Genomic DNA, 23551 nt, shown 5'->3' with positions numbered 1-23551 from the left:
CCAAGTTTGCAGAATGATTAAATAAAATTATTCCTCACAAAATTATTCGTTTTTCCGTGTATAGCAAATTATATTTGCTATTCGAATCGCTAAAATTTATGAAAGCAAAAATAGCATTAATAACTGGAGGTTATACAGGAGAAGCTGAAGTTTCTTTTAAAAGTTCTGCCTTCGTCAATTCTCAACTTGATCACGACAAATACGATATATATTTGATTACAGTGACCAAAGAAGCATGGTACTATGAAGATTTAGACGGAAAGCGTCATCCGATTTCAAAAGCTGATTTTACACTTCCATTGCATGGGGATATCTTGACTTTTGACTTAGCTTTTATTATGGTGCATGGTGTGCCTGGAGAAGATGGAAGACTTCAGAGCTATTTTGATTTATTAGATATTCCATATACCTCATGTGATGCTTTGACGTCCGCATTAACTATGAATAAAGGGTATACAAAAGCGATCTTATCGGATATTCCCGAGTTGCATTTGGCAAAATCGGTCCTACTGTTTGAATCGCAACGCCCGGAGGCACTCAAAATCGTTGAAAGTAATCTTTCACTCCCTTATTTTGTGAAACCTAATGCCGGTGGAAGTAGTATCGGAATGACCAAAGTAAAGGAATCGGCACAACTGCAGGAAGCGATTGACAAAGCTTTTGATGCGGAAAATACAGGAAAACAGGTTATTGTTGAAGAATTTGTGACTGGACGAGAATTTTCCGAGGGAATTTTTCGGAATTCAAAAGGTGAGCTTGTTGTTTTGCCTGCCACAGAAGTTCGGACTACACGCGAATTTTTTGATTATGAAGCCAAGTATGTACCTGGATTGACCGAGGAGATTACGCCGGCAGACCTGACGGTCGAACAGCAGGAGCGTGCTGCGCGTATTTTAAGAGAAATCTATGTTAGATTGAACTGTAAAGGTATGGTTCGCGTGGACTTCTTTTTGGAAAACGATACCGATAAATTTTATTTTATCGAAATTAATACCATTCCCGGGCAGACTCCACAAAGTTTTATTCCGCAGCAGGTACGGGCTTTTGGAATGAAGGAGGGCGATTTTTACGGCGAGTTGATCGAAACAGCCTTACAATCGAAATAGTTCTATTTCAAAAATACCGTGAAGCAAGCAGCCTTCTACCCAAAGTGGATAAAAATATGCCGCAATAGCGACACACAAAAACGGCTTTCATACATTGAAAGCCGTTTTTGTGTGTTTTATTTTCTGAAATCAAATTTGGATAGATCGGGTTTGAACTTTTTAACCCTTTTCAGTTCCTCCTGATAAATTACCTGCCCGATATTCTTTAAAAAGGGGTAGGTTACTGTGTCGTATTCATAGCGTCCATCGTTGTAGATGCCATTTTCATTGGACTGCACAACAACGGCGAGCATAAATTCTACCCCATGTTCAAAGTCGACGATATAAGCATTATCAATATTATAGCCATAAGAATCTCCATACTTGTTGAAGATCCGGATGTTGGGATTTAAGGTCGCATTTTTTTCACGGCCATAGAAAAGGAGCTTGCTATACGTTGGCCAAAATTCTGTTGGATCATATTTCGGGAAATCCGATTCAAAGGGATAGCGCGACATATAGTCATAGAGTAGGTCATAATCCTCCTTTTTTAGATTAAATCGTTCTTTAGGCTGAAATGCTTCCGGAAATAGTAATTTCTTCAATATGAACTGTTGATCTTCGAGTGCGTAGACATTAAGCCCCTCAAAACTCCAGGGCTCATGAATAAGTTCATCTTTATCGTTCATGTAACCTTTCCCCTGAAGAGTATTGGCCAGCTTCATCGTGTAGTCTTTTGGGTCGAATTGGGCCGCTTGTTGGTAGATGACATCTTTTCCATTGTAAAAGGTAATGGGATTGGTGTGTTTGGCCCATATTCCTTTGTCGCCAATGGCAAGACGGTTGACGATACGGCTGTATTTGGTGCCGTGTTTTTTTAGTTTCGCATTCAGTTCGGCACGGCCAATAAATTCAAACAGTCTATTTTGTGCATCATTGTCGCTGGTCAATAGTATTTTTTTTACGTATTGTGCAACAGAGGGAAGACCATTGGCTGCCGACTCGTCCACAAGAACCTTAGTCTGCTTTTCAAATGCAGAATCAATGCGGAGGGGAGTGTCTTTGGTTAAATCGGCAAGATGGAGGTCGTTGATTTTTTCTAAGGCCAAAATTGCTGTCGGCAACTTCACGGTACTTGCGGGATAAAAATACCAGTTCGGATTCAGGCGATAGCTATAGGACCTGAAATGTGGCCTATTGGATTTGTCACGATCAATTTGCGTATACAGAATCTGCACCTCATTTTTCGTCGGATGACTTAATATGTTTTGAAATAGATCAGGATGACTTTGGAGTAATTTTTCCAGGTAAACAGTATCTATCTGCTGAGCGTATGCGTCTGACATGAATAGGGTGAAAATTAAGATGAAGTATTTGTGCATGTGCCTTAGATCAAAGTGTTGCGCTTGTTTAGTACTGTAGATTAAGCTCTTCTATAGCTTTTAACAATTTGTTTTTTGACAGGAGTTTTTTTGCTTTTTCATTTCCCTCTACATAAGGCTCCAAGGTTTCTTTTTTCAGTGGTAAAATCTCCTTCGCCTTTTCCATCTTGAAATGCGATATGGCAGGCTGATTGATGTCAGCGGTCATGCTATAGCGGCGGATTCGCTTTTCATGACTGACAGTGTCGACCAAAAATAACCAGCAGCTGTCCTGTGGAATGCCTTTTATTTTCTTGTTCCAATAATCTATCCGATAGATTTCTTTCGTCTGATCGGGCGTTACTGTATATTTCTTGCCTTTTTCCCGCCAGGATATTTCACTGGGTGCTGTTGCAGTTCTCAATTTTATTTTTGTTTTTGCAACAACAGTACTGTCATTTTTCAAAACAATATAAAATTTATACCTACTGCTTATCGGTTCGCTATTGAAAGAATAGAACGGGGGGGTATACAACCCCGGTAAAGTAACGTTCCCGCCAGGAGTTCGTATTGTGGTGGGCAGGCGAAATTGTGCGAGAGCTTGGGTCGAGGTACCCAGTAGAAAAATTCCGAAATTTAATGTCAATAGGATCATGGAGCTTTTTGCCCCATGATATTGCGTTTTGATATTCGTAAACATGGAATTATTTTCTCGAATAAACTTCAAAGGTATAAGCAAATGCATGTTTCTCATCTGCCTGATGCGAATCTGAAGAAATTAATTCCCATTCTTCGGAAGGTAATTCAGGGAAAAAAGCATCTCCTTTTAGGGTTGTATGTACCCGTGTCAAAAGCACTTTGTTTGCCAAGGGTAGCGCTTGCTGATAAATGTTTGCGCCACCAATGATAAACACTTCGCGTTCATCCCGGCAATATAAAAGTGCCTCTTGAATACTATTGGCTACATCAATATCTTCTCCCTGGAAATTCGCATTACGCGTGATGACAATATTCCTTCTGTCCGGTAAAGCTTTGCCTATGGCCTCAAAAGTCTTTCTGCCCATTAGGACAGAATGCGCAATGGTATTTCTCTTAAAATATTTAAAGTCGTTGGGTAAATGCCAAGGCATCTGGTTGTCGATTCCGATGGCATTGTTTTCCGACGCAGCTACGATTAATGTGATCGTTGGGTTGCTCATTTTTGATATAATGTGATTATTCGTCCGCTAAAATAATGTGGTTACAAAATTAGGTGCCTTCATTGTTAAACGGCAACCGGAGCTTTGATATGTGGATGTGATTCGTAGTTTAACAATTCAAAATCTTCAAACTTGAACTCAAAGATATCTTTTACTTCAGGGTTTATTTTCATCTGTGGTAGCGCTTTTGGCTCGCGGCTCAATTGGAGCTCCGTTTGCTCGAAGTGATTACTGTAGATGTGTGCATCGCCCAGAGTATGGATAAACTCTGCGGCTTCCATGTCGCAAACCTGTGCGACCATCATCGTCAACAAAGCATAAGAGGCAATGTTGAAAGGTACGCCAAGGAATATATCCGCACTGCGTTGATACAGTTGACAGGACAATTGTGGTTTCATGATGCCTTTTTCGGGCTGTGCTGGCGCCACATAAAATTGGAAAAAAGCATGGCAAGGAGGGAGTGCCATATGCTCTATTTCGGCAACATTCCATGCCGATACAATAATGCGGCGTGAATCCGGTGAATTTTTTAGCTGGTTGATCACCTGTGTGATCTGGTCGATATGGCGGCCATCAGGTGTTGGCCAGGAGCGCCATTGTGATCCGTATACAGGGCCTAAATTCCCTTGTTCGTCAGCCCACTCGTCCCAAATGCTTACGCCATTTTCTTTAAGATACTGAATATTGGTTTCACCTTTAAGGAACCAGATCAGCTCATGAATAATGGATCGCAAGTGTAATTTCTTCGTCGTTACCAAAGGGAAACCTTCCTGAAGGTTGAAACGCATCTGATATCCAAAGACACTTTTGGTACCCGTGCCAGTACGATCTGTCTTTACAACACCATTCGTATATACATGTCTGAGTAAATCTAAATATTGTTTCATCTGTAAAAAAGTAATTATTAAATACTAAATATCAATGCTATAATCGAACTGGATAGGGACGAATAGCGCTGTTTTATGTGTCTGATTCTCAATCGGGGAATATTTGAATACATCATGTCCGGACTAATTTCGTTTGCCTGTAATAAGCCGCCGGTGCATTCAGCCTTTCAAGATAGTCAAAACTAAGGAAAATCCTTATAACGAGAAAGTCAAAACTTAAAATGATAAGAGCGGTTACTGAAAAAAAATGTAATTTTGCAAAATATTATGGAGAATAAAAAAGTAGCTTTTTATACACTTGGATGTAAACTGAATTATTCAGAGACATCATCCATTGGTCGTTTATTTAAAGATGCGGGCTATGATACCACAGCGTTCAATAGCCGTGCAGACGTTTATGTAATCAATACATGCTCGGTAACGGATAATGCTGACAAGAAGTGTAGAAAAGTAGTGAAGGAAGCATTAAAGCACTCTCCCAACGCCTATATTACGATTGTTGGCTGTTATGCGCAGCTAAAACCAAAAGAGATTGCAGAGATTCCCGGAGTGGATATGGTCTTAGGTGCAGCTGAAAAGTTTAATATTATTGAGCATATCAATGATTTGACGAAACAGGAAAAAACGATCGTTTATAATGGTCCAATCGATGAGACCAATCAATTTGTCTCGGCTTATTCGATTGGCGATCGTACGCGTACCTTCCTAAAAGTACAGGACGGGTGCGATTATTCATGTACATTTTGTACGATTCCTTTGGCACGTGGCGGAAGCCGCTCGGGTAAGATCGAAGATATTGTGCGTCAAGCGGAAGAAATTGCAGCTTCAGGCGTAAAAGAAATTGTGTTAACGGGAGTTAATATTGGTGATTTTGGTATTCGGGATGGTAAGCGTGAAGACCGATTCTTGGATTTGGTAAAGGCTTTGGATGAAGTCGAAGGTATCGACAGGATTCGGATTTCTTCGATAGAACCTAATCTTCTTTCCAACGATATTATTGAGTTTGTGGCACAATCAAAACGTTTTGTTCCACATTTCCATATGCCACTGCAGTCTGGAAGCAATAAAATTCTGAGTTTAATGCGCAGAAGGTACAAAAGAGAACTTTACACAGAGCGCGTCGCATTTATCAAGTCATTGATGCCTAATTGCTGTATTGGTGTTGACGTTATTGTCGGATTTCCGGGAGAAACACGTGAAGACTTTATCGATACGTACAATTTCTTGAATGATTTGGATATTTCTTATCTGCATGTCTTTACCTATTCAGAAAGAGAGAATACGATTGCAGCTCAAATGGACGGCGCTGTACCGGGAGCTCAACGTAGTGACCGTAGCAAAATGTTGCATATCCTTTCGGAGAAGAAGCGCCGTGCTTTTTATGAGTCACAGCTTGGCGAGACTGGTGATGTCTTGTTTGAGGCTGATGAGAAAGATGGATATATGCATGGTTTTTCTAAAAACTATGTCAAAGTAAGGACCTTGTACGATCCATTATTGGTGAATGAGGTTGTGCCGGTTAAATTTATGGACGTAACGGATTCCTGTGAAGTGGAGGTAGAAGAAATTCCGGAGACACTGACACATTAATCTTTTTAAGGGGGATATCATATTAAGATTTATAACATATAAAAAGGCAATCTTCTCTAGTAAGATTGCCTTTTTTCGTTAAAGGGAATTTCCTAATTTCCCTATTGATTGCACCCCTAATGTGCACTGCTCTTTGCTGCGTTCAACCAGACGACGGTACCCAAGATCAAAAGTACCCCGAGCCATTGTATCGTGGATACACTTTCATGAAGTATAAAAAATGACATACAGGTGGCTACAGGTAGCTCCGCCGAACTCAATATTCCGCCTAAGGAGAAGCCCGTTTTAGGTAAGCCGTAGGCAAATAATAAAGGTGGGATGACTGTGCCAAATAGAGAAAGGATCAAGCCGAAATAGAGGAAGTTACCATCAAATTGACCATTCAATAAATAAGCAGGTGGAAATAACGTAAAGACCATGATACAGGCCCCCGTTACCATAATAGCGCTTTTTTGAATGGGGTGATAGTCATTGCCGACACGGCCATTCACGATCATGAAGACCGAATAGGCGGTTGCCGCTAAAAGACCAAATAAGACACCTGTTAAGTTGAGGTGTTGTAAGCCTTTTTCAATAAGTCCAGTCGCTAATAATGTTGCAATGAGTACAATGCCGATGCCAATCAGGTTGTTTTTTGAAGGTTTTGTCTTGAAAAAGATAAATTCAATCAGCACACCGATCCAGATATACTGCATCAACAGTACAATGGCCAACGAAGCCGGAACAAGCTGCACACATTTGTAATAGAGGATACTCACCAAACCTGTAGAGGTACCACTGATTAATATCTTGATCCATGAAGATTTCTTGCTTGAAGAGTGAAATGACTTTGCAGAAAAGAGTTTGATGACAATATAGATAAGCCACAGTATAAGCATGCCAAACAATACCTGAATTCCCGTTACCTCTCCTAAAGTCAACCCTTTACCATAGGCTTTTTTAACAAACGTTGATAGTATCCCAAAACTACTCGCACCTAAAAAGACAGCTAATGCACCTTTTAATTTTTCCATTCTCAAATAAATTAGGCGTCAAAGTTACGATTTCTGAACAATTCTTTTTCTTATCTGACGTTCTTATCAAGAAAAGCAATCTTCGGGGACAAGCTTTACAGTAAGGAGTAAATGCATCCAACAGGTGAAATTCATTGACTGGAAACATTGCTGTTCGTCGTAACATGTTGCGGGGACGGCTTTATAGCAGCGGTCATAGGAGTAAATTGTTTTTTAGCAGTGGGCAAATTTATTGGATATAAACAGCAATTTAATTAAGTTTGTTAGGCAAGTAAGTTTGTTAAGCAAGAACGTAAATCGAACAGCATGAGTGTTAGATCTTATTTTATTTTCTTTTTAGGTGCAGTTCTATTTTTGAGCAGTTGTTCAACGAAGAAAAAGGTACTTAGCTCCAATACACATTCTTCCAATGGCGGGGTTTTAACAGATGCGAGCTCAGCGCGCGGAAAAACCTTTTCCGGATCCCGACTTGACAATTATGCAGACTTACTCAATGTGAGTACAAAAAAACTAAATCCACATCTTTATTCATTTATTGACGATTGGATGGGCATACCGCATCGTATGGGTGGACAGACCAAATCTGGGGTAGATTGCTCGGGGTTTGTTAATCTGCTCTATATTGAAGTATACAAAGGGAATTTGCCCCGGACTTCGCGTGACATGGAAGGAATAGTAAAGAGAAAAAAGGTCGATAAACTTGAAGAAGGAGATCTCGTGTTTTTTTCTTTCGGACGAAATGGGATAGATCATGTAGGTGTATACCTGCATAATAATAAGTTTGTTCATGTTTCGACACGGAAAGGTGTTATTATCTCTGATCTTTCTGACAGCTGGTATGCTAAGACCTTTGTTGACGCGGGCTCTCCGAATATCTAAATGCGTGAATTTCATGTAGGTTTTATGTCATATCTTGATATAAACTTTTATACCCTATATAAATCCTTATTTTTGTCAAAATTTTATAGAAATGACAATCAAGAGTAAGAAGATTTTTTTGGGCCTATGTATTATTGTGCCGTTTTTGATGTATTGTGTTTATTACTATAGTAATATGATCAAAAATGCCCCTTTTCGTTTTGCTGATTTTGAATCCATTGAATTCAAATACGGCGAGCCGAATCACATGGTCAACGAATACAATTCAAAAACACGCATCTATAAGTATTTAGACAAAAAAGATTCTTTAATTACCGATACTGTAAAATTTACAAAAGACGATTTATTGTACCTGCACCGCAAAGCAATGGAGCTCGGCTTTTGGAACTTGGATACCGATATGACTGGTCCTGAATGGCAGCAGGATTCAACACATTCTAAAGTTCCACGTTTTTATTTAGAGTACAACTATAAAGATAAGTCCAAGCATATTACTTTAGATGCAGATTTTGCAGGCAACCCGCGTATGCATGACGCGGCAAAATCAATGATCGATGAAGTCAACCGTATGTTGGCAACCGCGCAAGCCCGATAGTTAAGAAATAAACCCTAAGGGTAAGAGAGAAATCAAGCAATTGGTTTCTCTTTTTTTTGCCAAATACCTGTCTGAAAACAAAGGGAGAAGGATTTAAGTAGCTAACAATATTATTTCTAATAGGGATTTTATAGGGAGCTAATAGGGACCTGATAGGGACCTCATTCGGATGAATACGAATAAAACACGGATAAAGTCCCTATAATGATACTATTAAATATGCGTTAATTAATACGGAAGTCTTAAATTGTTACCTTTGTTTTTTGATAAATTCTTTATATTCTCTTTATACTCCTTTAACCTGAATCGAATACTTTAGCGCCAAAACAAAATTTCATATGAAAGCATTTTTGGCATTAGCAATTTCCTGGGCATTCGTAAATGCGGTGCAGGCCCAAGATTTTGCGAAAGGAAAAGTTTATCTAGACATAAACAAAAACGGAAAATTGGATAAAAACGAAAGAGGCGTTGCCTCCGTTGCTGTTAGTAACGGGCGCGAGGTGACGACAACCGATAAAGATGGCAATTATCAGTTGCCTGTTGGAAATGACAACATCATTTTCGTGGTTAAACCGACAGGTTACGCTTTGCCTTTGGATGAAAATAACCATCCAAAATTCTATTATATCCATAAGTTAAACGGTAGTCCAGCTTCAAAATATCCTGCAGTTGCTGCTACAGGAAAAATCCCGGCTGCTGTAAATTTTGCATTGTACCAACAAGATGAAGATCCTAACTTTTCAGCTTTTGTTTTTGGTGATCCACAAGCCTACACGGAGGAAGAACTAGCCTATTTCAAAAATGGTGTGATCAATGAAATTTCAGATAAGACAATTGCGAAATTTGGAATAAGCTTAGGCGACTTAGTGGGAGATGATCTTTCACTACAGCCAAAGTATAAATCGGTGATTTCCACGATGGGATTACCGTGGTATAATGTCATGGGAAACCACGATATGAACTATGATGCTAAAGTGGATAGCCTCTCCGATGAATCGTTCGAGCAGACTTTTGGCCCCAATAACTTTGCGTTCAATTATGGAAACACGCATTTTATCATTCTTGATAATATCATTTACCCGAATCCGCGGACAGGTAAAGGTTATTTAGGTGGATTTCGTAAAGATCAGCTTGATTTTGTGGAAAATGACTTAAAAAACGTAGCTAAAGATAAATTGATTGTATTGGCATTTCATATTCCTTTATATCATCAAAACTCGGATGTCTTTCGTAATGAAGATAGACAACGTCTGTTCGATATTTTGGCTCCATTTAAGCATACCTTGTCTTTGTCTGCGCATACACACTTTCAGCGCCAATATTTTTATGGACAAAAGGACGGATGGAAACAAGAAAAGCCACATCACGAATATAATGTAGGTACAACCTCTGGTGACTGGTATTCGGGCGAGTTGAATGAAAAGGGAATTCCTGTTTCTACAATGCGGGACGGTACACCAAAAGGGTATGCCATTTTAAAAATCGAGGGCAACCAATACAGTTTTGATTATAAGGTTGTAGGTAAGCCGGCAACGTATCAGATCGATTTATATGGAGCTTCGGTCGTTCCAGAAAAATACACAAAGAGATATCCGATATACGCTAATTTTTTTATTGGAAAGGAAGGTGACAAGGTAACGTATAGAATCAATCAGGGCGAATGGAAGGAAATGGATTTTGTCAATGAAAACGATCCAGCATTTCTAAATTCTTTGGCTAAGTACGATACAGCAACTGAATTAAAGAATACGCGTAGACCTTCAAACCCTGAAAAATCTAGTCATCTGTGGACGGCTAATTTGCCCAAATTAAAAGCTGGTAAATATCAGATTGAGGTTCAGGCTGTTGATCTTTTCAATAGAGTACACCTGGCAACGAAGACTATTGAGGTGAGATAAATAACCGGTTGTAGAGTTGTTTTAAGTTTAAAGATAGCTTAAGATGCACTTAACATTACCATCCTATATTTGTGTAGAGTAATTTTTGATTCATAAAGAGTTAGGGTTAATGTGTAGATCTGTTGTGAAACACGTCTGAAAATTTAGTTTGTTTTTAAAGTGAAGGTAATCTCCCCAGATTACCTTTCACTGTTTTTAGACCTTTCACTTTAAATTATGCTGCCAAAATTTAAGTCCTTCTACTACGATCCATTTTTACACTTTATTCGGTTTGCAGCTACAAACTTTGTTAAGCCGTTAACCTGGTATATGAATGTTAGTGCGGTAGCGGCTTTTTTTCTGAAAGTGACTGATGTTATTGGTCGGAAAGAACTTTCAGTTCGCTCCTACTGCCGTTGGTCTGCGAAGTCATGAAGGTTTTGTTGTTGGATAACCTGCCGGAAATCATCTGATGCCGGATTTTCAAAGATCTCCAGGTCGAAGTATTTTGTTGCAGCAAATAAGTGGTCGAATACATCTGAAACAATTCCTTCGTAATATTCCCAGCGGATATCATTTACAAAGAAATAAAGTTCGACCGGAACACCGTGTTCGGTTGAAGCAAGCTGACGTACCATCAAGGGCATGGTCTTGTGAATATTGGGATTTTGACGTAGATAGGTGAGTGTATAAGCTCTGAACATTCCTAAATTGGTCATTTTGCGACCGTTTATGGGACTTGATTGATCTATCTGCTGTTCCGTATTGAATTGGTCAATTGTCTTGGCACGCTCCTCGATATAAGGGCGCAGAATCTGTATATTTTTGAGCCTTTCAATTTCTTCATTTTCCAAAAAACGGATCGTGGAAATTTTGATGTTTATGGCTCGTTTTAAGCGCCTCCCGCCCGATTGCTGCATGCCCCTGTAATTTTTGAAAGAATCCGACAATAGTGTATGCGTCGGTATCGTCGTAATGGTCTTATCAAAGTTCTGCACTTTCACATTGTTGAGGTTAATCTCTTTGACAGTTCCATCGGCGCCATATTTAGGCATTTCTATCCAATCGCCTACACGGATGGAGTCATTGGCCGAAACTTGTATACTGGCAACAAATCCCAGTATAGTGTCTTTGAATACCAACATCAAGATTGCTGACGCGGCACCCAAGGATAATAAGAAGGACCAAGGGGATTTTCCTGTCAATATCGAAAAGCAGATCGTTCCACCGATAAATAATAGGATAATCTGGCAGACCTGTAAATAACTTTCCAGGGGCTTGTCGGCAAAAGATTTTTTCATGCGCAGCATGTCCCGTAAACTTTTCAGAAGCGAGTGAATAATCAGTAAACTGACGACGGTCGTTGCTATGTCAAGTACTTTATTGCTGTTTTCTTTCCAGGTTGGAAAACCCATGAAGATAATGGGCATGATATATTGTGCCACTAATATCGGAACAAAATGAGCAGTAAGTTTCAGCGTTTTATTGCGGATCAATAGATCGTCAAAGCGATTTGTGCTTCGCCTGATGGCTTTGATTGTTAACAGGAGTAACGTTCTTTTGGTGAAATAGTCAATGACGATCAAAAACAGGATAACCAGTAAGAGTAAAAGGATCGAGTTAACAAAATGGCTCCCCTGATTATCAAGACCAAGTTGTTTAATCCATTGAAATGTCCAGTTATAGATGTAGGATTGGGAATCTTTGAATAATTCCGTTGCTGTGCTTTGCATGTTACAAATATACAAAAAGCCGCAATTAGCGGCTTTCGGTTATTTTGAGTTTAGCGGTTCACGCTCGTGTTTATGTCTAAAGAATACAGCAAAGAAGATTGCTATAACCAAGGTGTAAATGGCAAATGCAAGCCAGATATCATGCCAGTCTTTTAGCATGAGGTTACCACTTAACATACCGTCAGGTAATATTGAAATACTCTTTTCCTGTAGAAAATGTAGAAAATGGGTATTATCGATTGTTGTATCCAGATATTGTGCGAGATCTTTGCTGTTTTGAAAACTTTTGGTAAAGTAATGGTCAATGATCCAACCCGATGCAAAACTGCCTACAACGGCACCGAAACCATTTGTCATCATCATAAATAAGCCTTGTGCTGAGCTGCGTATACGTGATGTTGTCGAGGTTTCGACAAATAGAGAACCTGAGATATTAAAGAAGTCAAATGCCATACCATAGACGATGCAGGATAATACAATCATCCAAAGTCCGCCTGCAGGGTCACCAAATGAGAATAATCCAAAACGTAATACCCAGGCAAACATCGAAATCAGCATGACCTTTTTTATACCGAATCTTTTGAGGAAAAATGGAATAGCAAGAATAAAAAGTGTCTCGGATATCTGCGAAATCGACATAATGATGGTCGAATATTTCACAACGAAAGATTCTGCAAATTTAGGGTAGAATTTAAACTCATCCAAAAATACATCACCGTAGGCATTGGTCAATTGGAGTGCGGCACCTAAGAACATGGAAAAAATAAAGAATAAAGCCATTTTATAATTTCCAAAAAGTTTAAATGCTTCCAAGCCTAATAGTTGTGTCCAGGAAGCATCTTCATGTTGTAACTTCTTCGGTGGACATTTAGGTAATGTAAAAGCATAGAGACTTAAAGCCAAAGCTGCGGTTCCGGCGATATAAAATTGATAAGCTGTAGCCTTGTTGCCTGTTAAATTGGTGATCCACATGGCAACGATAAAGCCTATCGTTCCGAAAACTCGGATAGGCGGGAATGCCTTGACCAAATCGTAGTTATTTTCATTCAATGCCGTATACGCAATGGAATTGGATAGGGCCAAAGTCGGCATATAAAAACACATTGCCGCAAGCATTGCATAAAAAAAGGTGTTTGGATCATTTACCTGCGGTAAATAGAATAAAACACCCGCATAACATAAGTGAAGAATAAAATATAATCTTTCGGCATTTATCCAACGATCGGCGATAATTCCCATCAGGGTAGGCATAAATAAAGAAGCGATCCCCATGGTTGCAAAAATAGCTCCAAATTGTGTACCATCCCATTGTTTTGTGCCAAACCAATAGTTTGCTATTGTAATCAACCATGCTCCCCAGACAAAAAACTGAAAGAAGCTCATAATGGTCAATCTTAATTTAATAGACATAAATCGATGTTATTTAAAATTTTTGTTTCGCTTTAATGAAAGGAGTTATTTTCTTTTGGAAATCTCATCCCTAATCAATGCAGCCTGCTCGTAGTTTTCTTCGGTCAATGCCTGATTAAGTGCTTGCTCCAGTTGCTCATCTGTCAACGAGGAGAAAGGATTTTGTGGGGATTTTGAAGGTGTTTTTTCTTCGACCTCAACAACACTTGGATCCTGAACTTTATTGGATTTGTCTAGGTTTTCCAAAAATGCAAACTCATGTCCTTCAATGATAATTCCAGCAGAGGACATAATAAATTCGTAGGCATAGATCGGAGCTTCAAACCGTACAGCCAGTGCAACGGCATCGGATGTGCGGGCATCAATCTCGACAATCTTGTTGCCGTCGGAACAGATAATTTTAGCATAAAATATCCCTTCAATCAAATTATAGATCAGTACTTCAATGAGTTTAATACCAAAAGAATCTGCAAAAGATTGAAATAGGTCGTGTGTCAGCGGACGACTAGGAATCATTTTCTCTATCCGAATAGCAATAGCTTGAGCCTCGTGGCTGCCGATAATGATGGGCAATCTTCTGTTGCCCTCCACTTCTCCCAATACAAGAGCATAAGCCCCAGATTGCGTTTGACTATAGGATAAACCAACGATATCTAATCTGATTTTCTTCATTTTAATTCCAAAGCGGTCTACAAACTTAGATAAATTTGCTTTTATATGCAATTATAACAAATAAAAACTCCCCATTCATTTTGGATAAATGGGGAGAATATATCGGATGAAAGCTTTAAATACCTTTGTAAGCCTTCAATGCCTGCGTTAATTTCGGAACGACCTCGAAAGCATCGCCTACAATTCCATAATCGGCCACTTTGAAAAAGGGCGCTTCTGGATCTTTATTGATGACAACGATTGTTTTAGAAGAGCTTACTCCGGCCAAATGCTGTATCGCTCCGGAGATACCGATAGCAATGTAGAGATTGGGGCTAACAACAATACCTGTCTGGCCTACGTGCTCCGAATGCGGGCGCCAGCCTGCATCAGATACGGGTTTTGAACATGCTGTAGCTGCACCAAGGGCTTCTGCAAGTTCTTCCACCATACCCCAGTTTTCAGGTCCTTTTAAACCACGGCCTGCGGAGACGACGATTTCAGCTTCCGGTAAGGAAACTTTGTCTGTTGCTCGGACAATCTCTTTGACCATCGTTGTGAAATCTGTTTGGTCAATATTCGGAGCAAAAGTTTCGACAGTTGCGCTACCACCGGTCTCTTTTGTTTCATATGCATTTGGACTTAATGCGATGACCTTTATATCCGAAGATAGTTCGAGCGTAGCGAACGCTTTATTGGAGAACGCTGTTTTTTTGACAGTCAGTTTGTCGCCATTGATTTTCGGCAATTCGAGTGCGCCATCGGCCAGACCAGCCTCTAATTTGGCTGCGATACGTGGTGCGAGTCCCTTACCTGAGAATGAGTTGGACAGCACAAGTATTTTTGAACCGGTACTTTTTACGGCCTCAGCAATGATGCTTGCATACGCTTGGTTTACAAAAGAAGCGAGTCGTTCATTGTCGACATTTAATACTTTGGAAGCACCGTACTTGCCTAAGCCAGCAAGTTCGTCTCCGGCGACATTTCCAATTGAAATCGCAACAAGATCAGTCTGTATGTTATCGGCGATGGATTTTGCATAAGAAACAACTTCAAAAGCAGATTTCTTGAATTTTCCATCGGTATTTTCTACATATACGAGTATAGACATGGTGTTTTAGCGTTTATAAGATTAAATAACTTTAGCTTCGTCGTGAAGAAGAGAAACTAATTTTTCTACCTCGGCAGCGTCAACAAGTTTGACCGTACCGCGCGGAGCTGGTGTCTCATAGCTGACAATGTGTTCAAGAACGTCTATAGCCGAAGGTTCCAGCACATCCAATGGTTTGGTCCGCGCACTCATAATACCACGCATATTAGGTATTTTTGGCTCGGCAACACCTTCTGCTGTACCAATGACGATTGGCAGCTTTGCTGTCAATACTTCTTTTCCACCTTCAATCTCGCGCTCAACTGTGACTGCGTCGCCCGCAATATCAACTTTTTTGGCAATGGAAACAGAAGGGATATGCAGCAGTTCTCCTACGATTGCCCCCACTTGAGCACCGTTATAGTCGATGGATTCGCGGCCAGTTAAAATTAAGTCAAATGCATTGTCTTTGGCATACTTTGCTATCTGATTAGCAACAAACCAAGCATCGCGTGGAGCGGCGTTAATCCGTACAGCATTGTCTGCGCCAATTGCCAATGCTTTTCGAATGGTTGCATCTGTCGATGCATCGCCCACATTGATGACAGTTACGGTTCCTTTTCCACCTTCAGCCAACTCAACTGCTTTGGATAAAGCAATTTCATCATAAGGGTTTATAATGAATTGTACACCAGCTGTATTAAATGCAGTGTTGTCATTTGTAAAAGTGATTTTGGATGTAGTGTCAGGGACATTACTTATACAAACTAATATTTTCATATACGATTGGTTTTACTCAAACTTACCATATTTTCTTTCAATTAAAAAGCGCTAAGGCGTTTTAAATTCTGTTAAAGAGTCGTCTTGTGATTTTGATGAATTTTTAATTTTACCAGTTATTTTTGTGTATTTTTTTTGATATGATGTGATATTTAGGTGTTTTGTTGTCTTTTTTGTAATTTTTTATTTTAAATAGCCGGTTCTTGATAATGGATTTATTGCGTCAGTAAATTGTCATTTTATATGCTAGCATAGTAATTTTAGAAAGCATCGCAGCTCATTCGGGGTTCCTGTTTATAAAAAGCTTTCGTGTGATATGGAGAGATGCGGAATTGTTTGAGGGGGATACACAATTAAATTGCATATAAAATGCAATTTGTCTAAGTTTGAAATAAAAAAGATATGTCGACACGATTGGATCAACTGAATGAATTTTTGAAAGAGAGCCCCGAAGATCCTTTTTTAAAATATGCAATTGCAGCTGAATATCTCAAGCAGGAAGATGAACAAGAGGCCATGTTAAGATTCGAGAATTTAGTACATACGAATCCAGATTATGTAGGAACTTATTATCATTTGGGTAAATTGTACGAAAAATTAAATAAACAGGAGTCCGCGATTGCTACCTATAGATCCGGAATTGAGATCGCCCGCAAGACACGTAATTTCCATGCTTTGGGCGAGTTACAAGGTGCGTTGTCATTCTTGACAGACGACGATGAAGATGATTTTTAATCTTTTCTAAATTTTTGGTATTTAATTTGTTATGAATTTGTTGGTGTAACTGTTAGATGCTGATTTTTTTGAATTTGGAATGAGATGAAAAGGTTTATTTGGATTGTGGGTTTGTTGTTGACAATTGGAATGGTGGGATGTGATAATCCCAAACAAAGTGTTGCGGTCTATAAAGATAATTTACAGGACCTAAAAGGTAGGGATAAGGCGGAAGTAGTGATTGGTGAATACAAAGGTGTAATGCCTTGTGCGGATTGTGATGGTATAGAAACACTTATTTCATTGCATGCTGACAACACCTACCAATATTCATCTAAATACCTTAATAAAAGTGATGATGTGTTTATGCGTGAAGGAAAATGGAAATTGGATGGTAACATCATTACACTGGACGGCGTTGACTATAAGTTCAAATTAGGAAATCGGATACTCAGTCAGTTGGATCTTTCCGGAAATGACATTACGGGAGATATTTCCAAATATTATGTCTTGACAAAAAATTGAATCTAGCATAAAAGATGTATGAAGAACAAAAAAGCCGAATCTATTTTCGGCTTTTTTATTTTTTTGAAATTATTCACTTTCCCCAGTATTACAATCTTTAATTGGGATTATACTGAAAGTTTTCTTCCCTTCTTCTCTTTAATTTTTAACCGCATCAAGTTAGGATCAAATAGGATCTTTTAACAGTGCTTGTTCAGTATGAACTGAATAAGGAGTGACTGATCACTGTCTAAAAACTGATTGAAAACTGTTATTAGGCTTCAGTTGATATGATGATGTATAAGTTCGGGTAATTATGGTAGTTGTCGAAAATGGGGGGGTACGTATCCAGAACGGTTTAGCGAATACAAATATGCCGTGTAACATGCTGTTGGATGAGGAAGTCCTCTTACTCCAGCTTGCGACTCTGATAGCGCGTTGGAGCAAGATTAAACTTATCTAACTCAATGTAGCGCTAATTAAGAATTCTTGCTTGAATTTTTAATTAGCGCTACATTGAGCGGTCTTATTCGTTGTCTGTTGTCAACTATTAAAATATTAGTTGTTTTTAGTGCAAAGTTCTTTTAACGTTGCTACGACGAAGTCAACTTCTTCTTTGGTGTTATGCTTGCAGAATGAAAAACGAACTGAAGGTCGTTCCGAACTGGATTTTATTGCTCCCAATACATGTGAGCCTATATCTGTTCCTGAACTGCAAGCGCTGCCACCAGAGCAAGATATACCCCCAATATCCAGGTTGAATAAAAGCATGTCGGCAAGGTCACTACATGGGAAAGAAACATTTAGTACGGTATACAGTGATTTATCAGCTTCGATTACACCATTAAAATCAATCTCAGGGATTGCTTTTTGCAACTCGTCGATCATATAAGATTTGAGTCCTTGAATATAAGCGTGGTGTTCTTCCATGTGCTCATAGGCAAGTTCTAAAGCTTTGGCAAGACCCGCTATTCCATAGACATTTTCTGTTCCACCACGCATGTTGCGTTCTTGTGCTCCACCATAGATTAACGGTTTAATCTTGTTATTCGCATTGATGTAAAGAAAACCCACCCCTTTTGGGCCATGGAATTTATGTGCAGCCCCTGTTATAAAATCTATTTTAAGTTTACCAAGATCATGTGGATAATGCCCCATGGTCTGTACCGTGTCCGAATGGAATATCGCATTATACTTTTGGCATAACTCGGAGATACGTTGAATATCGTTGAGATTTCCGATCTCATTATTGGCATGCATAATGGAAACAAAAGTACGCGGATTGGTACTTAAAAGTTCTTCCAGCTGGTTGAGATTTAAATTACCTTTTTCGTCAACTTCTAATAAGTCGAGGTGCACCTTACCGGCTTTTTCAAGTTCTTCTAACGTATGTAATACGGCATGGTGCTCTATCGGTGAGGTGATGGCATGGGTTATCCCAAAGTCGGCGATTGACCTAACGATGGCCATATTGTCGGCCTCGGTTCCACCCGATGTGAAGAATATCTCTGCTGGAGATACATGAAGTAGATTGGCAATCGTTTTACGTGCTTTTTCTACAATTGTTTTTACTTGTCGTCCGTGACTATGGATAGAAGATGGATTTCCAAAGTTATTGTTCATCACATCCACCATTACTTTTATTACTTCAGGATCTAAGGCTGTAGTCGCTGCATTATCAAAATATACTTGCATGCTGCAAAATTACAAATCTCCAAAGTAAATTAAAGGTATTAAATGACTTATTTTTATCATTTTATTTTCCTAATTATAGCTGATAGGCGTTGGCGTGCCGGGGGCTCATCAGAATTAGGTTCTTTTTGCCGAGGAAGGTATAGGATTGGTGCTTTCCCATTCTGATACTGAAAAAATAGCGCCAAATTACTATTTCAGTTTGGCGCTACTGTTCAATTTAGATAAGTTCTTTTTTTCGTCGGACCACGATGAGTATCACAAGTCCTCCCATTGCGAGCACCAAGCCCAAATAGGCAGCAATATCACCTGCTTGCGTGTAGAAAGTAATTTCTTCATTTAAATTAATTTCCTGATTTAGGGCCGCAGGCTGCCACCATTTAGTCTGTTGTACAATATCGCCTCGTTGATTGATAAAGCCTGAAATCCCTGTATTTGCGGATCGAGCAACCCAGCGCCTGTTTTCAATCGCACGCAGTTTTGCATACTGTAAATGCTGGTCTTTACCCGAAGTATTGCCCCACCAGCCATCGTTGGTGATGATCGCAATAAACTGAGCGCCTTTTTTGACATATTGGGAAACATAATTGCCCCAAATGGATTCATAACAGATTACGGGTGCGGCACCAATACCGCTTTGGGCATAGAATACCGAAGGTTCGGCCTGTTTCCCGTAGCCACCTGTCGTACCGCCGAACGCTTTAAATAAAGGTTTCAGGAAATTCATCGCTGCGCCAAAAGGCATTTGCTCTACGCCCGGCACGAGTTTAGACTTATGGTAAAACTGAAGTTTGGAGGAATAATCGATCAATGTCGCAGCATTGAAATTATCCTGGTATACATTAGGAGCTATTTCACGCGCAGTAGGTGTTTTTGCATAGTTGTACAACTGATAGCTTTCAATACCTGAAAGTACATTACCATTTTTATATTGATCTAAAAATTTTAAAATGCGCTGGTAAGAATAGGTTTCCCTAAAGTTTTCCTCGTCAAAATCGCCGTTCTGTGAAAGTGCAGTTTCAGGCCAGATGAAAAACTCCGTATTGGGTTTGGCGACTGAATTTGATAAGGCGAATAAGGTGTTTAATTGTTCCTCGGGACTTAAATTGAATTTAATATAAGGGTCAATATTCGGTTGAACAACAACAATCTGTGCAGGATTCTGATGTTCTTCGTAGTTGAAATAACGTAGGAGCGAGTAGGCGCTGGGAACCAACAATATAGTCGCCAAAGAGGCAATCGGGACAATCTTACGTTTGATGGGATAAAGTCCTTTTCCATTGAGGTAAAGTGTAAATACCAAGATATTGACCAGCCAGATCCATATTGTTCCGCCATAGACCCCTGTGATGTCGTACCATTGGATCAATTGGTGGAAACTTGCGAAACCATTGCCTAAAGTCATCCACGGGAAGGCTAAATCCCAGGATTCGTGTAGAAATTCATAGCTTATCCAGAATCCCATTAATCCGAAAAGGGATAACAGGATGTTCGTTTTGCCTCGTAATTGCCCATATAACCTGAAAGCCAACGCCATTAAAGCGGCGCCAAGACAAAAAGGTATCAGACTGATAACAACAGCTGCAAAAGGCGGCATAACTGCCGAAATGGAGTTGTATACCCAGTAAATGGAAGCCGTGTTCCAAACAACAGCCGTGAGTCCCGCTGTAAGAAATACTTTACGGCCTTTTCTTTGGAGTGTTTCACTGCGGATAATATTTTCTACTGCAATCAGCAAAGGCACAAACCCAATAAATAACAATGGACTGGAATAGGGGATTGGAGGCCAGCCCAACCACAATAAAAAGGCACTTAAAAGTGCCAGTAAATAGTTATTTTTCACTATATATTTTCTCCCATTTATGATTATAAACTGGATAAAACTTCTCTCTTTTTACTCTCGTATTCCTCTTGGGTAATCAATTGTTTGTCGAAGAGTGTTTTTAATTTTTTGAGCTTTAAGGTAATTTCATCATCTTCCTCTTCTTTAACGAGTGGAGCGGGCGGGATGTTTGATACCGTTGGCGCTGGCGGAGTTACTGGTGCCGATACAACAGGTTGAGGTGCCGCCGGAGCTGTAACTGCTGGCTGAACTGGTATATTATTTTCTGGTCGTTCGATAATCACTTCCTTAGCAACTGTTGGAGCAATGACTATTTTTTCTTTTTCGGCCGCCAATTCCGCTTTTTTATAGTTTTCAAGGGCGGCTTTAATATATTGATACAATTTTCTAGCCTGAACTTTAGGGATATAGTCTATGCTTAAATTCTCGCCCGTAAATGGTATAACCGTAACTTTTGAACCGAAGATTTCTTCCTTAAAGGCAATATCCTTGATATCTTGCCAACCGAAGATTTCAAAATCAGTAGCCAGACCCAGTTTAGTAAATTCGCACATAAATATGCGCTTATTACTGATGGTGATACTATCTGGTAAAATAGTAACTGCAGGTTTCTTTTGAACTGCAATATAATCTATTTTTTCCCCTGGAGTAAGCATATCTTGGACTTTAGTAACCAATTTTTCAATGATTTTTATGTCCTGCCCGTCCTGTGCAAATTGTTCCATGTTCATGTCAAATACTTTTTAATACCTAAAGATTGTCAAAATTTATTCCAATCCTGCTACACAAAATACAAATTCTCCTTTAATCGGATTGTTTTCAAAGTGTAATTTTAAATCAGTTAATGTTCCGCGAACATTTTCTTCATAGAGTTTGCTCAGTTCACGCGATATCGAAGCTTGTCTTTCTGCGCCAAAAACGGTGATAAATTCTTCTATGGTTTTGAGAATACGATGTGGCGACTCGTAGAAGATCATCGTTCTTTTTTCCTCTGCCAAAGCTTTTAAGCGCGTTTGCCTTCCTTTTTTGACGGGTAGAAAACCTTCAAAGCAAAAACGGTCGTTGGGAAGACCCGAATTGACAAGCGCTGGCACGAAAGCTGTTGCGCCTGGTAAGCACTGCACTTCGAGTCCTTCTTTGATGGCCTCACGTACCAGTAAAAATCCCGGATCTGAGATCGCCGGTGTGCCTGCGTCTGAAATCAATGCAATGTTTTGCCCTTCTTTCAGGAATTTAATGATTTCAGATACCGCTTTATGTTCATTGTGCTGATGATGCGCAAATACTTTTTTGTCGATTCCAAAATGCTTCAAAAGCGGAGCGCTGGTCCTTGTATCCTCTGCTAAGATGAGGTCCACTTCTTTCAGGACATTGATCGCACGGAACGTCATGTCCTCCAGATTGCCAATAGGTGTTGGAACTAAATATAACATGGTCAAAGTTAAGTTTTTTTTACTATATAATATGCGCTAAAACATTCTGTGCTTTTTGGAGTTTTATTTTAAAGATAATGGTAAACTCCATCACTTTATTTTAAATAAATTATGCAATACATTGAAAAAATACAGGCACATCTGGGTGCAGAAGCGAGTTATTTATTAGAATTTGATCAACCCGCAGTTTCCAAAACAATACTTCATCTTCCACAAGCAGGATTTATTGACCAAGTATATAGTTCGAGTGACCGTAGCCCGCAGGTCTTGCGGAGTTTGGGGCAGCTTTTTGGAACGGGTCGGTTAGCCAATACTGGCTATCTTTCGATATTGCCTGTAGATCAGGGAATCGAACACAGTGCAGGAGCTTCTTTTGCTCCAAATCCACAGTATTTTGATCCGGAAAATATTGTCAAGCTAGCTTTGGAAGGAAATTGCAATGCCGTGGCATCTACCTTTGGTGTTTTAGGAGCCGTTGCCCGAAAGTATGCGCACAAGATTCCGTTTCTGGTTAAAATCAATCATAATGAACTATTGACTTATCCCAATCGAGCCGACCAGATCCTGTACGGAACAATTCGCGAAGCATGGAATATGGGGGCAGTTGCGGTAGGGGCGACCATATATTTTGGATCTGAGGAATCAGACCGTCAGATTATCGAAGTTGCAAAAGCATTTGAAGAAGCACATTCTTTGGGGATGGCGACGGTATTATGGTGTTATCTGCGCAACTCGGCGTTTAAAGTAGGTGATAAAGATTATCATTTAGCAGCGGATCTTACCGGACAGGCCAATCATTTGGGCGTAACGATCAAAGCGGATATTATTAAGCAAAAACTACCCGAATTGAACGGTGGCTTTAAAGCATTAAATATGGGGAAAAGTAGTTATGGAAAGCTGGATGAACGCATGTATACGCAGCTTTCTTCCGATCATCCTATTGATTTATGCCGCTACCAGGTGCTTAATTGCTTTGCCGGTCGGGCTGGCTTGATCAATTCTGGTGGAGCTTCGGGACAGAATGATATACAGGAAGCTGTAAAAACTGCGGTTATCAACAAGCGTGCAGGTGGCACAGGGTTGATATCTGGCCGTAAGGCTTTCCAAAAGCCAATGAATGAAGGCGTCGCACTATTACATGCCATTCAGGATGTTTATTTATGCGATGAGGTAAGCATTGTTTAGCAAATGCGCATCACATGAGTTCATCAGGTT

22 protein-coding genes are annotated in these 23551 nt (G+C 39.7%); 8 read left to right on the top strand and 14 right to left on the bottom strand.

Annotated elements, in window-relative coordinates:
• Window positions 1–98 precede the first annotated feature (98 nt).
• Window positions 99–1106 (top strand): D-alanine--D-alanine ligase family protein, encoded by a 1008-nt coding sequence (locus tag HS960_RS15415; protein ID WP_145330310.1) that lies wholly within the window; start codon window positions 99–101, stop codon window positions 1104–1106.
• A gap of 116 nt (window positions 1107–1222) precedes the next feature.
• Here HS960_RS15415 and HS960_RS15410 read toward each other — a convergent pair whose 3' ends face one another.
• The 4 genes from HS960_RS15410 to HS960_RS15395 form a co-directional block, all read right to left on the bottom strand.
• Entirely contained in the window at window positions 1223–2431 is a 1209-nt protein-coding gene (locus tag HS960_RS15410) for a serine hydrolase (protein WP_228280039.1), read from the bottom strand.
• Window positions 2432–2495: 64 nt separating this feature from the next.
• Complete coding sequence (locus HS960_RS15405; RefSeq protein WP_182329960.1) at window positions 2496–3146, bottom strand: hypothetical protein; 651 nt, start codon at window positions 3144–3146, stop codon at window positions 2496–2498.
• Between the two features lie 4 nt (window positions 3147–3150).
• Window positions 3151–3645 carry a dihydrofolate reductase gene (locus HS960_RS15400; protein ID WP_153846570.1) on the bottom strand — a complete coding sequence of 165 codons (495 nt, stop codon included), beginning with the start codon at window positions 3643–3645 and terminating at the stop codon, window positions 3151–3153.
• Between the two features lie 65 nt (window positions 3646–3710).
• On the bottom strand, window positions 3711–4532 hold the full coding sequence (locus HS960_RS15395) for a thymidylate synthase (RefSeq protein ID WP_120335367.1): 822 nt from the start codon (window positions 4530–4532) through the stop codon (window positions 3711–3713).
• 267 nt (window positions 4533–4799) lie between these two features.
• On the opposite strand from HS960_RS15395, the gene mtaB reads away from it, so the two are divergent.
• A complete protein-coding gene (mtaB, locus tag HS960_RS15390; RefSeq protein WP_075991309.1) occupies window positions 4800–6122 on the top strand; it encodes a tRNA (N(6)-L-threonylcarbamoyladenosine(37)-C(2))-methylthiotransferase MtaB in 1323 nt (440 codons plus the stop codon).
• A 116-nt stretch (window positions 6123–6238) separates the two neighbouring features.
• On the opposite strand, the gene HS960_RS15385 is transcribed toward mtaB, so the two are convergent.
• Window positions 6239–7135: an EamA family transporter gene (locus HS960_RS15385; protein ID WP_182329958.1), complete on the bottom strand. Its 897-nt coding sequence runs from the start codon at window positions 7133–7135 to the stop codon at window positions 6239–6241.
• A 306-nt stretch (window positions 7136–7441) separates the two neighbouring features.
• Here HS960_RS15385 and HS960_RS15380 point away from each other — a divergent pair, with 306 nt between their 5' ends.
• The 3 genes from HS960_RS15380 (at window position 7442) to HS960_RS15370 (ending at window position 10507) form a co-directional block, all read left to right on the top strand.
• Entirely contained in the window at window positions 7442–8014 is a 573-nt protein-coding gene (locus tag HS960_RS15380; protein ID WP_182329957.1) for a C40 family peptidase, read from the top strand.
• Between the two features lie 91 nt (window positions 8015–8105).
• Complete coding sequence (locus HS960_RS15375; RefSeq protein ID WP_228280036.1) at window positions 8106–8609, top strand: hypothetical protein; 504 nt, start codon at window positions 8106–8108, stop codon at window positions 8607–8609.
• Between the two features lie 338 nt (window positions 8610–8947).
• Window positions 8948–10507, top strand: a complete 1560-nt coding sequence (locus HS960_RS15370) for a calcineurin-like phosphoesterase C-terminal domain-containing protein (RefSeq protein WP_182329955.1) — start codon at window positions 8948–8950, stop codon at window positions 10505–10507.
• Between the two features lie 386 nt (window positions 10508–10893).
• Here HS960_RS15370 and HS960_RS15365 read toward each other — a convergent pair whose 3' ends face one another.
• From HS960_RS15365 to HS960_RS15345, 5 genes are all read right to left on the bottom strand, one after another.
• The gene (locus HS960_RS15365; RefSeq protein WP_182329953.1) at window positions 10894–12219 is read right to left on the bottom strand and encodes a mechanosensitive ion channel family protein; all 1326 of its coding nucleotides are present in this window, start codon (window positions 12217–12219) and stop codon (window positions 10894–10896) included.
• A 39-nt stretch (window positions 12220–12258) separates the two neighbouring features.
• Entirely contained in the window at window positions 12259–13629 is a 1371-nt protein-coding gene (locus HS960_RS15360; protein ID WP_182329951.1) for a nucleoside permease, read from the bottom strand.
• 45 nt (window positions 13630–13674) lie between these two features.
• Window positions 13675–14301 carry a bifunctional nuclease domain-containing protein gene (locus tag HS960_RS15355; RefSeq protein ID WP_046674002.1) on the bottom strand — a complete coding sequence of 209 codons (627 nt, stop codon included), beginning with the start codon at window positions 14299–14301 and terminating at the stop codon, window positions 13675–13677.
• A gap of 115 nt (window positions 14302–14416) precedes the next feature.
• Entirely contained in the window at window positions 14417–15391 is a 975-nt protein-coding gene (locus HS960_RS15350) for an electron transfer flavoprotein subunit alpha/FixB family protein (protein ID WP_182329949.1), read from the bottom strand.
• Between the two features lie 21 nt (window positions 15392–15412).
• Window positions 15413–16150 carry an electron transfer flavoprotein subunit beta/FixA family protein gene (locus tag HS960_RS15345; protein WP_153846577.1) on the bottom strand — a complete coding sequence of 246 codons (738 nt, stop codon included), beginning with the start codon at window positions 16148–16150 and terminating at the stop codon, window positions 15413–15415.
• Between the two features lie 402 nt (window positions 16151–16552).
• Between HS960_RS15345 and HS960_RS15340 the strand changes: the two genes are divergently transcribed.
• Together HS960_RS15340 and HS960_RS15335 are read left to right on the top strand one after the other, a co-directional pair.
• A complete protein-coding gene (locus HS960_RS15340) occupies window positions 16553–16885 on the top strand; it encodes a tetratricopeptide repeat protein (protein ID WP_120335375.1) in 333 nt (110 codons plus the stop codon).
• Between the two features lie 84 nt (window positions 16886–16969).
• On the top strand, window positions 16970–17389 hold the full coding sequence (locus tag HS960_RS15335; RefSeq protein WP_075991319.1) for a copper resistance protein NlpE: 420 nt from the start codon (window positions 16970–16972) through the stop codon (window positions 17387–17389).
• Between the two features lie 537 nt (window positions 17390–17926).
• Here the strand turns inward: HS960_RS15335 and HS960_RS15330 are convergent.
• The 4 genes from HS960_RS15330 to rsmI all read right to left on the bottom strand — a co-directional run bounded on the left by HS960_RS15330 (window position 17927) and on the right by rsmI (window position 22336).
• Window positions 17927–19063 (bottom strand): cysteine desulfurase family protein, encoded by a 1137-nt coding sequence (locus tag HS960_RS15330; RefSeq protein ID WP_159731800.1) that lies wholly within the window; start codon window positions 19061–19063, stop codon window positions 17927–17929.
• 217 nt (window positions 19064–19280) lie between these two features.
• Window positions 19281–20903: an apolipoprotein N-acyltransferase gene (lnt, locus tag HS960_RS15325; protein ID WP_159731798.1), complete on the bottom strand. Its 1623-nt coding sequence runs from the start codon at window positions 20901–20903 to the stop codon at window positions 19281–19283.
• A gap of 23 nt (window positions 20904–20926) precedes the next feature.
• On the bottom strand, window positions 20927–21628 hold the full coding sequence (locus HS960_RS15320; RefSeq protein ID WP_317167947.1) for a PH domain-containing protein: 702 nt from the start codon (window positions 21626–21628) through the stop codon (window positions 20927–20929).
• A 42-nt stretch (window positions 21629–21670) separates the two neighbouring features.
• The gene (rsmI, locus tag HS960_RS15315) at window positions 21671–22336 is read right to left on the bottom strand and encodes a 16S rRNA (cytidine(1402)-2'-O)-methyltransferase (protein WP_083663502.1); all 666 of its coding nucleotides are present in this window, start codon (window positions 22334–22336) and stop codon (window positions 21671–21673) included.
• A 111-nt stretch (window positions 22337–22447) separates the two neighbouring features.
• On the opposite strand from rsmI, the gene HS960_RS15310 reads away from it, so the two are divergent.
• Window positions 22448–23521 (top strand): class I fructose-bisphosphate aldolase, encoded by a 1074-nt coding sequence (locus tag HS960_RS15310; protein ID WP_159731794.1) that lies wholly within the window; start codon window positions 22448–22450, stop codon window positions 23519–23521.
• Window positions 23522–23551 lie beyond the last annotated feature (30 nt).

Origin of the sequence: Sphingobacterium paramultivorum, assembly GCF_014109745.1 — a bacterium.
Classification (GTDB): domain Bacteria; phylum Bacteroidota; class Bacteroidia; order Sphingobacteriales; family Sphingobacteriaceae; genus Sphingobacterium; species Sphingobacterium paramultivorum.
The sequence above is the reverse complement of the archived record's forward strand: the minus strand, read 5'-3'. Positions and strand labels throughout refer to the sequence as shown.